An 8,280-nucleotide genomic window follows, 5' to 3' on the forward strand; every position below is an offset into this window, starting at 1 on the left:
CGACTTCGTCCACGACGGCCACAAGCACGCCGCTCACGCCGGCCACTACGACGAGCACTGAGGCCGTGCGCGACGGGGGGTGCGGGGTGGTGGGTCTCCATGGGCCGCTACTCTATCGATAACAGTTCTCATTAACGACAGGAGCATCCGTGAAGGTCCGCAACTCCCTCAGGTCGATGAAGGCGCAGCCCGGCTCGCAGGTGGTCCGCCGCCGCGGCCGCGTCTTCGTGATCAACAAGCTGAACCCGCGCTTCAAGGCCCGTCAGGGCTGAGCGCCGACGGGAGGGTGCGAGCCCTCCCGTCGCGCACGGCCTCAGTGCTCGTCGTAGTGGCCGGCGTGAGCGGCGTGCTTGTGGCCGTCGTGGACGAAGTCGACGTGGTCGTCGTGCTGCACGGTCTCGTGCCCGCAGGCGTCGCCGTGCTCGTGGTCGGCGGTCGAGTGCTCGGCCTCCGACTCGTGCTCGTCGTAGTGGTCGCCGTGCAGGGCGTGGTGGTGCGTGCCGTGGACGTAGTCGACGTGGTCCTCGTGCTGCACGGCCGGGTGGCCGCAGCCCTCGCCGTGCTCGTGCTCGGTGACGGGGTGCTCGGCGTGGAGATCGGTGGTGCTCATGGTGCTGCCTTTCCGGATGCGGGGGCCGCGAACGCGACGGGCTCCAGTCGACCAGATCCATAAACGCATTGCAATGGATGCGCCTGATCGAGAGCGATCATCGTTCCCGACAAGGACGGAGGTCACCCCTCCAGGGCGTGCCGGACCGCGTCGTCGACGATGTGCGTGACGTGGGTGTCGGCGACCGAGTAGTGCGCCTCGCGGCCCACGCGCTCGACCGCGACGAGCCCGGCGGTGCGGAGCATGCGCAGGTGCTGCGAGACCAGCGGTTGCGAGAGCCCGGTCACCTCGGCCAGCCGCCCGACCGTCGACGTCTCCTCGGCGAGGGCCCGGAGCAGGCGCAGCCGGGAGGAGGAGGACAGCACTTTGAAGAGCTCGGCGGCGGGTTCGAGGTCCTCGGTCATCTGCTCATGTAAGCAGAGGTGCATGCGCCGTGTCCGCGCGGGGCCCCGCGCGGCTCCGGCTACCCTCGGTGCGATGGACGAGGACAGGTACGGGCAGGACGTGCTCGCCGGCGACTGGCGGGCCCGGGGCAGGGTCGAGGTGGCGGTCGTCGAGGCCGAGCGCGATCTCGTCGTCGAGGAGGTCGCCTCCGGCTTCGTGGGCGCCGTGCTCGGTGTCGAGCTGCGGATGGTGCGGCTGGAGGACCGGTTCGGCAAGGTCCGCGTGTTCCCGCTCGGGCCCGGGTTCCTGATCGACGGGAAGCCCGTGTCGCTCAAGGCGCCCGGGCTGAAGCGCGACGCGAGCCTCGGTCGCGCGCGCTCCGCCTCCGGCTCCTTCCACGTCGCCGACGCGAAGGCGCGGGTCGCCCTGCCCAGCCGCATCTACGTCGAGGGCCGGCACGACGCCGAGCTGGTCGAGAAGGTCTGGGGCCACGACCTGCGGGTCGAGGGCGTCGTCGTCGAGTACATCGAGGGCGTCGACAACCTCGACGAGCTGGTGCGAGAGTTCCGGCCCGGTCCGGGGCGCCGCATCGGCGTGCTCGTCGACCACCTGGTGCGCGGCTCGAAGGAGTCGCGGATCGCCGACCAGGTCGCCGCCGGTCCGCACGGCGCCCACGTCCTCGTCGTCGGCCACCCCTACATCGACGTCTGGCAGGCCGTGAAGCCCGGCCGGATCGGCCTGGAGCGCTGGCCCGAGATCCCTCGCGGAACCGAGTGGAAGCACGGGATCTGCGAGGCGCTCGGCTGGCCGCACGAGGAGCAGGCCGACATCGCGCGCGCCTGGCAGCGCATCCTCGGCCGGGTGCGCACCTTCCAGGACCTGGAGCCGGCGCTGCTGGGCCGGGTCGAGCAGCTCATCGACTTCGTGACGGAGCCCGCATGACCCGGCACGCGGGCCTCGGCCTCGCCCTCGACGCCGTGCTCGTCCTGGTCTTCGTGCTGATCGGCCGCGGGAGCCACGACGAGGGGTCGGCGCTGATCGGCCTGCTCACCACGCTCTGGCCGTTCCTGGCGGCGCTCCTGCTCGGCTGGGTCGTCACGCGCTCGTGGCGCTCCCCGGACCGGATCGTGCCCGCCGGGCTCGTCGTCTGGGCGGTGACCGTCGCGGGCGGGATGCTCCTGCGGATCGCCTCCGGGCAGGGCGTGCAGTGGAGCTTCGTGATCGTGACGGCCGTCGTGCTGGCCGTGTTCCTCCTCGGCCGCCGCGCTCTGACGCGGCTGATCGCCCGCCGGCGCTAGGCGGACCGGCGGCTCAGCCCACCCGCACCCCGAAGTGCTCCGCGAACAGCGGCAGCAGGAGGCTGAGCTGCAGCTCGGAGAGGGTGGCGCCCCGGAGGCCGTCCAGCCCGGTGAGCACATGCAGCCCGGCGCCGCGCAGATCGAGGTGCTCGATCCGTGCCCGGGAGAGATCGAGCGAGCGGACGTCGCAGTCGACCAGGCGCAGCCGCGTGCCGGTCGCTCCCGCCAGGTCGAGCTCGTCGATCGTGCAGCGCTCGAGCAGCACGTCGCGCACCGTGGCGCCCCGGAGATTCAGGTAGCCGAGCTTGCAGTCGGCCACGCGCACCTGCTCCCAGGTGCTCTCGTAGAGCTCGCCCGAGCCCAGCCTCGAGGCGAGCAGCTCCACGGAGCGGAGCCGGCTCCGCGGCGCCGAGAGGCCGGGGACGTCCAGGCGCTCCAGCCGTGACTCCGTGATCGACGCGGCGCGCAGCTGGGCCCCGTCCAGGACCACTCCCGCCAGCACGCACTCGCTGAAGGAGGCCGCGGTGAGGTCGGTGCCGGTGAGGTCCGTGCCGGTGAAGCGCAGACCCTCTGCGTGCTCGCGGGCACCGGTGTCCCCGGCGCAGCCCTCGGCGAGGCCGTCGAGGAGGAGGGGGTCGAGCCGGGGAGGAGCGGTCGCGTCGCGCACGCGGCGAGCCTAGTGCTGGCACCATGGCGGCATGCCCCGCCTGCTCGCCGTGTGCCGCGTCGCCCGCCTCCTGCCCGACTCCGGCACGGTCGGCGTGACCGCGATCGACAAGCGGCCGGTCGAGGGTCCTGTCGGCGTGCGCGATCTGGGCCTCTACGGCGATGTGCAGGCCGATCGCGCGCACCACGGCGGCCTCGACAAGGCGCTCTACGCCTACTCCGACGAGGACGCGCTCTGGTGGGCGGAGCGACTGGGTCGGCCGGTGGCGGCGGGGATGTTCGGCGAGAATCTGCGGATCGAGGGCCTCGACGTGAGCGGCGCCGTGATCGGCGAGCGCTGGCGGATCGGCGCGGCGGTCGAGGTCGAGGTGACGATGCCGCGGACGCCGTGCGCGACGTTCCAACGGGCCCTCGGAGAGCCGCAGTGGGTCAAGCGCTTCGCGGACGAGGGGCGTACGGGCGCGTACCTGCGGGTGCTGCACCGCGGATCGGTGGAGGCGGGCGACGCCGTCGAGGTGCTGAGCCGGCCGGCGCACGGCGTCCCGGTCGACCGCTGGTACCGCGAGCACAGCCCGGCGGACGCGCAAGCGCTCCTCGAGGCGGAGGAGGCGGGCGCTCTCCGGCCGGCTCCGGCGCTGCGGGCGTCGATCGAGCGGGCGCTCGCCTGACCCGGTCTACTCCCCGCGCGCCTCGCGCTTGAGGCGGCGCTTGACCGCCCGCTCCGTGAGGACCGTCAGGTAGTCCTGCACGGGCCGGTCCTGCAGCCCCGCGAGCTCCTCGCGCACGAGCGGCGCGACCTGCTCCTCGGAGTGGTCGGGGAACTTCTTGCGCACGTTCGCGGTCACGTCGCGCACCACCTGGTCGAGATCGAAGTCGGTCGTCATGCCGAGATCCTGCACCCCGCAGGTGAACAGGAGGGGCGCGGAGCCCACGGCCCCTCGCCCCTCCTCCGCGCCGGTCGTCAGCTCGCGGCGACGGCGATCTCGTTCGGCGTGACGTCGAGCTCGCCCGTGGCGACGACCTCTCCGGTGGTGAGGTCGACGGCGTGGATGCTGTCGGCGGCCGGGTCCGTCACGTAGGCGACGTCTCCGGCGACGGCGATCGCGGGGTGAGGGTCCTGCCACTCGACCGGGCTCTCCCAGGCGTCGACGACGGGGTAGGAGGCGGTCGGCTCGCCGGTCTCCGGGTCGAGGACGTGGATCGCGCCGTCCGAGGCGATCATGTACGCCAGGTCGTCGGGGCCGCGGGCGACGCCGCGGAAGGTGTACTCGACGCCCTCGGGCAGGTCGACGACGTTGAGGGTCTTCGCCTCGGTGTCGATCAGCGCCACGCGGTGCAGGAGGTAGCCCTCGGCGTCGCGGTCGTCCTTGTAGTCGCCGACGATGATCGGGCTGGTCTCGCTGACCCAGGCGTTGCCCATGCGGCCGTACGGCTGGTCCGGCGCCTCGAGCTTCGTGATCTCGCCGCCGTCGTAGACCAGGGCGCCGTTCTCGCAGCCGAAGACGACGACCTCGTTCTCGGCCGTGCCCTCTCCGTGGACACCGGGGCACTGGTCGTTCGTGGCCGTCACGGCGCCGGAGGCGTCGCGCACCTCGATGCCGGTGCGCCCGTCGGCGTCGCCGACCGTGGTGAGGAGGGTGCCGTCCTCGAGGACGATCGAGACGCCGTGGTGCGCCTCGACTCCCGGGATGGTCTCGGTCGCGGGCATCCCGTCCGAGGCCGCCAGGTCGGCGGTCTCGAGGACGGTCGTGTCGCTCGTGCCGTCGGCGTAGAGGACGGTCCTCCCGGCGTGCCGGACGACGTGGCCCGGGGTGTCCGCGGGGAAGACGATGTCCGTCAGCTCCGGCTCACCGCCGGTGCCGGCGGCGGTGTCGAGGAGCTGGAACCCCTCGCTCACGGTGACCAGGACGTGGCGGCCGTCGCCGGCGGGGTTGAGGCGGGTGAACTCCTCGGAGTCCAGGTCCGCGACGGTCTCGAGGGTCTCGCCGTCGAGGACGAGGACGCCGCCCTCGTAGGCGACGGCGACGCGGGCTCCGGTGGACGCCGCGGCCTCGGTGGCCGGTGCGGTGGACGCCGACGACTCGGCGGCGGGGGTCGAGCTCGACGAGCAGGCCGCGAGGACCGTGATCGAGCAGGCGGCGATCAGGCCGAGGCCCGCCCGACGGACGTGGGTGTTCTGCATGGGTGCTTCTTCTTCCTGGTGGTGGATCGGAGGGCTCACGGGGAGAGCCCGGTGGCGATGCGCTGCGTGTTGACGCGCATCATGGCGAGGTAGTCGGGAGCGCCGCCCTCGGGCCCCGTCAGGGACTCCGTGAACAGCTCGACCACCTCGACGCGGATGTCGGCCTCGCTCGCGAGCGCCTGGACCAGGCGGTCGGGAGACGAGGACTCCGCGAAGATCGTGGGGACGCCGGTCCGCTCGACCGCGTCGACGAGGTCGGCGAGGTCGGAGGCGGACGGCGCCGCGAGGGTCGTGCCTCCGGGGATGACGGCGCCGACGACGTCGAAGTCGAAGCGCTCGGCGAGGTACCCGAAGACGTGGTGGTTGGTGACGAGGGCGCGGCGCTCGGCGGGGATCGCGGCGAACGCGGCGGCCATCTCGGAGTCGAGCCGCTCGAGCTCGGCGCGGTAGCCGTCCGTCCGGTCCCGGACGGCGGCCGGATCGACGCCGTCGAGCGCGGCGAGCACGGGCCCGAGGGAGTCGACGACGTCGATCATCCGGCCGGGGTCCGTCCAGAAGTGCGAGTCCGGGCTCCCCTCCGCGTCGCCCTCGCCGTAGTCGAGGACGTCGACGGCGTCGCCGGCGACGAACGCGGGCACGTCCTCTCCCGAGGCCTCGTCGAGGTGCTGCTGCAGGCCCTCCTCGAGTCCGAGCCCGTTCGAGACGACGAGGTCGGCGGAGCGCAGGCGCGCCGCCTCCTGCGCCGAGATCTCGAAGGAGTGCGGGTCGGCGTCCGGCTTCATCAACGTGACGACCTGCGCCTCGTCGCCGACGAGCTCGCCCACGACGTCGCCGAGGATGTTGGTGGAGACGATGACGAGCGGCCGGTCGTCCTCCTCCGCGGCGGTGCAGCCCGACAGGAGCAGGACCGCCGCGGCGGACGCGAGCGCCCAGCGGCGCCTCATCGGCCCGTCTCCGCCGTGAAGGCCGGCTCGGAGGCGGTCTCGAAGGTGCGGGCGAGGCGGGCGCCGTCCGCGTAGTCGATCTCGTGCAGCCTCCGCTCGGCGGGCGCGCTGACGTAGGCCCGCTGCTGGTCGGCGATCAGGACGGGCCGCGAGCCGTCCGCGGTCGTGTCCGCGACGAGGGGCGCGGTCTCGGCGAGGACCGCGCCGTCGGAGCCGTCGAGCACCAGCACGCGTCCGTCGGCGGCGAGGGCGAGGACGGTCTCGTCCGCGTCGTCGACCGCGGTGACCTGCGCGAGCGGTGCGGGAGAGGGGAGGAGGATCCACGAGCGCTCCCGGGTGTCGAGGAGCCAGATGCCCGCGTCGCCGGCGAGACCGGCGACCGTGGGGCGGCCCTCGCGGTTGTCGAACGACGTGGCGGGTGGTGCGGTGGTGCCGGCGGGGTAGGGGATCCGCTCGACGACGAGCTCCTCGCCCTCGATCGACGCCAGGAGCGCGCCGTCGGAGCAGCCGACGACGGCGCCGACGCGGGTCGTGATCGTCCCGGCGGGGTCGGGGCAGCCTTCGCGGAGGCCCGTGAACTCGCCGTCCGAGTCGTAGCCGGCGACGGCCGCCCCGGCTCCGGAGCCCTCGGTCACCAGCGCAGAGGAGCCGACGGGCACGACCATCCCCGGTCCGGGCTCGAGGTCCTTCCGGAACCGCTCGACGATCGCGCCCGTCGACAGCGCCTCGGTGTCGAGGAGGACCGCCTCGCCGGAGTCGGGGAAGAAGAGTCCGGTGCCGCCGGTGGTCGAGAGGTTCGTCGTGGCGACGACGGCCGTCCCGGAGCCCTCGACCGTGCCGATCAGGCGGGGGTCTGCGCGGTAGTAGTGGAAGTGGTCGACGTGGTCCCAGGTCCACACGCCGCTGTCGACGATCTCGACGCCCGCGTCGGTCTGTGCGAAGAGGTAGCGGCCGTCGGTCGTCATCGCGCTCGGGGCGCCGATGGTGCCGAGGCCGGTGACCGTCTCGTCGAGGAGGTCGAGGTGCGACACGGCGCCGGTGGGATCGATCGTGGTCAGCCCGAGGCGCGGCTCGGCGAGCTCGGCGGCGTTCGCGACGGCGCCGTGCCCGGAGCCCGTGTCGTCAGCGGCCGGCGCGGAGGCGTCGGTCGAGCAGGAGGCCAGGCCGAGCGCGAGGGCGCCCAGGAGGGCGGTGGCGGTGGTTCGGGAGTGCACGGAGTCCTTTCGAGAGGGAGCGGGGGAGGGGCGGTGCCGGGGAGGTCTCATGCGGCGACCGGCCGAGGGTCCGACCGGGACGCGAGAGCCGACGGGGCCGAGCGGACCGCCCAGGACACGGCGGCGACCGCGACGGCCGAGCCGGCGACCGAGGCGCCCGCGGCCGTCGCCGCGTGCCAGGAGACGAGCAGGCCGACGAGCACGGAGGCCGCGCCGAGGACTGACGCGAGCAGCATCCGGGTCGGGATGCGGGTGGTCCAGTGCCCGGCGGCGACCGCGGGGGCCAGCAGCAGTCCGACGACGAGGAGCGAGCCGACCGCCTGGTAGGAGGCGACGACGGCGAGGGTCACCAGGCCGACCAGCGCGGCCTGAGCCGAGCGCGGACCGAGGCCGAGCACCGCGGCGATGCGCGGATCCAGTGCCAGGGCGACGAGCGGGCGGTGGAAGGCCGCTGCGACGAGGAGGCCGGCTCCGGCGGCGGCGGCGAGCAGCCCGATGTCGACGGGGGTGATCGCGAGGATGTCGCCGAAGAGGATCGAGGTCGCGTCCGTGGCGAAGCTGCCCGAGTGCGAGACGACGATGACGCCCAGCGCCAGCATGGCGACGAAGAGCAGGCCGATGCTGGTGTCGTAGGACAGGCGTCCGCGCCGCTGCAGGGCCGCGATGCCGAGGCTCATCAGCACCGCACTGGCGGCGCCGCCCACGAGGACGGGAGCGCCGAGCACCGTCGCGAGGGCGACGCCGGGGAGCATCCCGTGGGCGAGCGCCTCGCCGAGGAAGGCCATCCCGCGGAGGACCACCCAGGTGCCGACGACGCCGCAGAGGACCGCGACGAGGACGCCGCCGAGGAGGGCGCGCTGGAGGAAGTCGAGAGCGAACGGCTCGAGGATTCCGGCGAGGAGGCTGGGCATGGTGCCCGACCGTACACGATAATGAGAACGGTTATCATTCGTGTACGCTCGTCAGGATGGACGTCCCACCC

General features: G+C 73.4%; 12 protein-coding genes. 4 read left to right on the forward strand and 8 right to left on the reverse strand.

Features of this window, described 5'->3' with window-relative positions; translation table 11 throughout:
• The first annotated feature begins 149 nt into the window (after positions 1-149).
• A complete protein-coding gene (gene ykgO / locus C5C24_RS17045; protein WP_104226896.1) occupies positions 150-272 on the forward strand; it encodes a type B 50S ribosomal protein L36 in 123 nt (40 codons plus the stop codon).
• Positions 273-313: 41 nt separating this feature from the next.
• Here ykgO and C5C24_RS18510 read toward each other — a convergent pair whose 3' ends face one another.
• Together C5C24_RS18510 and C5C24_RS17055 are read right to left on the reverse strand one after the other, a co-directional pair.
• Entirely contained in the window at positions 314-610 is a 297-nt protein-coding gene (locus C5C24_RS18510) for a hypothetical protein (RefSeq protein ID WP_104222233.1), read from the reverse strand.
• Between the two features lie 122 nt (positions 611-732).
• Entirely contained in the window at positions 733-1,014 is a 282-nt protein-coding gene (locus C5C24_RS17055; RefSeq protein WP_104222235.1) for a helix-turn-helix transcriptional regulator, read from the reverse strand.
• 73 nt (positions 1,015-1,087) lie between these two features.
• Between C5C24_RS17055 and C5C24_RS17060 the strand changes: the two genes are divergently transcribed.
• Positions 1,088-1,936: a DUF3097 domain-containing protein gene (locus tag C5C24_RS17060; RefSeq protein ID WP_104305538.1), complete on the forward strand. Its 849-nt coding sequence runs from the start codon at positions 1,088-1,090 to the stop codon at positions 1,934-1,936.
• Positions 1,933-2,292: a DUF3054 domain-containing protein gene (locus C5C24_RS17065; RefSeq protein WP_104233715.1), complete on the forward strand. Its 360-nt coding sequence runs from the start codon at positions 1,933-1,935 to the stop codon at positions 2,290-2,292. Before C5C24_RS17060 ends, C5C24_RS17065 begins: the two co-directional genes overlap by 4 nt.
• 13 nt (positions 2,293-2,305) lie before the next feature.
• Here C5C24_RS17065 and C5C24_RS17070 read toward each other — a convergent pair whose 3' ends face one another.
• Positions 2,306-2,959: a pentapeptide repeat-containing protein gene (locus tag C5C24_RS17070; RefSeq protein WP_104280807.1), complete on the reverse strand. Its 654-nt coding sequence runs from the start codon at positions 2,957-2,959 to the stop codon at positions 2,306-2,308.
• Positions 2,960-2,990: 31 nt separating this feature from the next.
• Between C5C24_RS17070 and C5C24_RS17075 the strand changes: the two genes are divergently transcribed.
• A complete protein-coding gene (locus tag C5C24_RS17075) occupies positions 2,991-3,626 on the forward strand; it encodes an MOSC domain-containing protein (RefSeq protein WP_104280806.1) in 636 nt (211 codons plus the stop codon).
• Positions 3,627-3,632: 6 nt separating this feature from the next.
• Here C5C24_RS17075 and C5C24_RS17080 read toward each other — a convergent pair whose 3' ends face one another.
• The 5 genes from C5C24_RS17080 to aztB form a co-directional block, all read right to left on the reverse strand.
• Complete coding sequence (locus tag C5C24_RS17080; RefSeq protein WP_068254857.1) at positions 3,633-3,842, reverse strand: three-helix bundle dimerization domain-containing protein; 210 nt, start codon at positions 3,840-3,842, stop codon at positions 3,633-3,635.
• 77 nt (positions 3,843-3,919) lie between these two features.
• A complete protein-coding gene (gene aztD, locus C5C24_RS17085) occupies positions 3,920-5,140 on the reverse strand; it encodes a zinc metallochaperone AztD (protein ID WP_104305539.1) in 1,221 nt (406 codons plus the stop codon).
• A gap of 35 nt (positions 5,141-5,175) precedes the next feature.
• Positions 5,176-6,084 (reverse strand): zinc ABC transporter substrate-binding protein AztC, encoded by a 909-nt coding sequence (aztC, locus tag C5C24_RS17090; RefSeq protein ID WP_104276359.1) that lies wholly within the window; start codon positions 6,082-6,084, stop codon positions 5,176-5,178.
• Positions 6,081-7,298: an ABC transporter gene (locus C5C24_RS17095; RefSeq protein WP_104305540.1), complete on the reverse strand. Its 1,218-nt coding sequence runs from the start codon at positions 7,296-7,298 to the stop codon at positions 6,081-6,083. The genes aztC and C5C24_RS17095 overlap by 4 nt, the downstream gene beginning before the upstream one ends.
• A 47-nt stretch (positions 7,299-7,345) precedes the next feature.
• The gene (gene aztB, locus C5C24_RS17100) at positions 7,346-8,209 is read right to left on the reverse strand and encodes a zinc ABC transporter permease AztB (RefSeq protein WP_104305541.1); all 864 of its coding nucleotides are present in this window, start codon (positions 8,207-8,209) and stop codon (positions 7,346-7,348) included.
• Positions 8,210-8,280 lie beyond the last annotated feature (71 nt).

The sequence above is a fragment of the Rathayibacter sp. AY2B3 genome, assembly GCF_002931755.1.
GTDB lineage: Bacteria > Actinomycetota > Actinomycetes > Actinomycetales > Microbacteriaceae > Rathayibacter.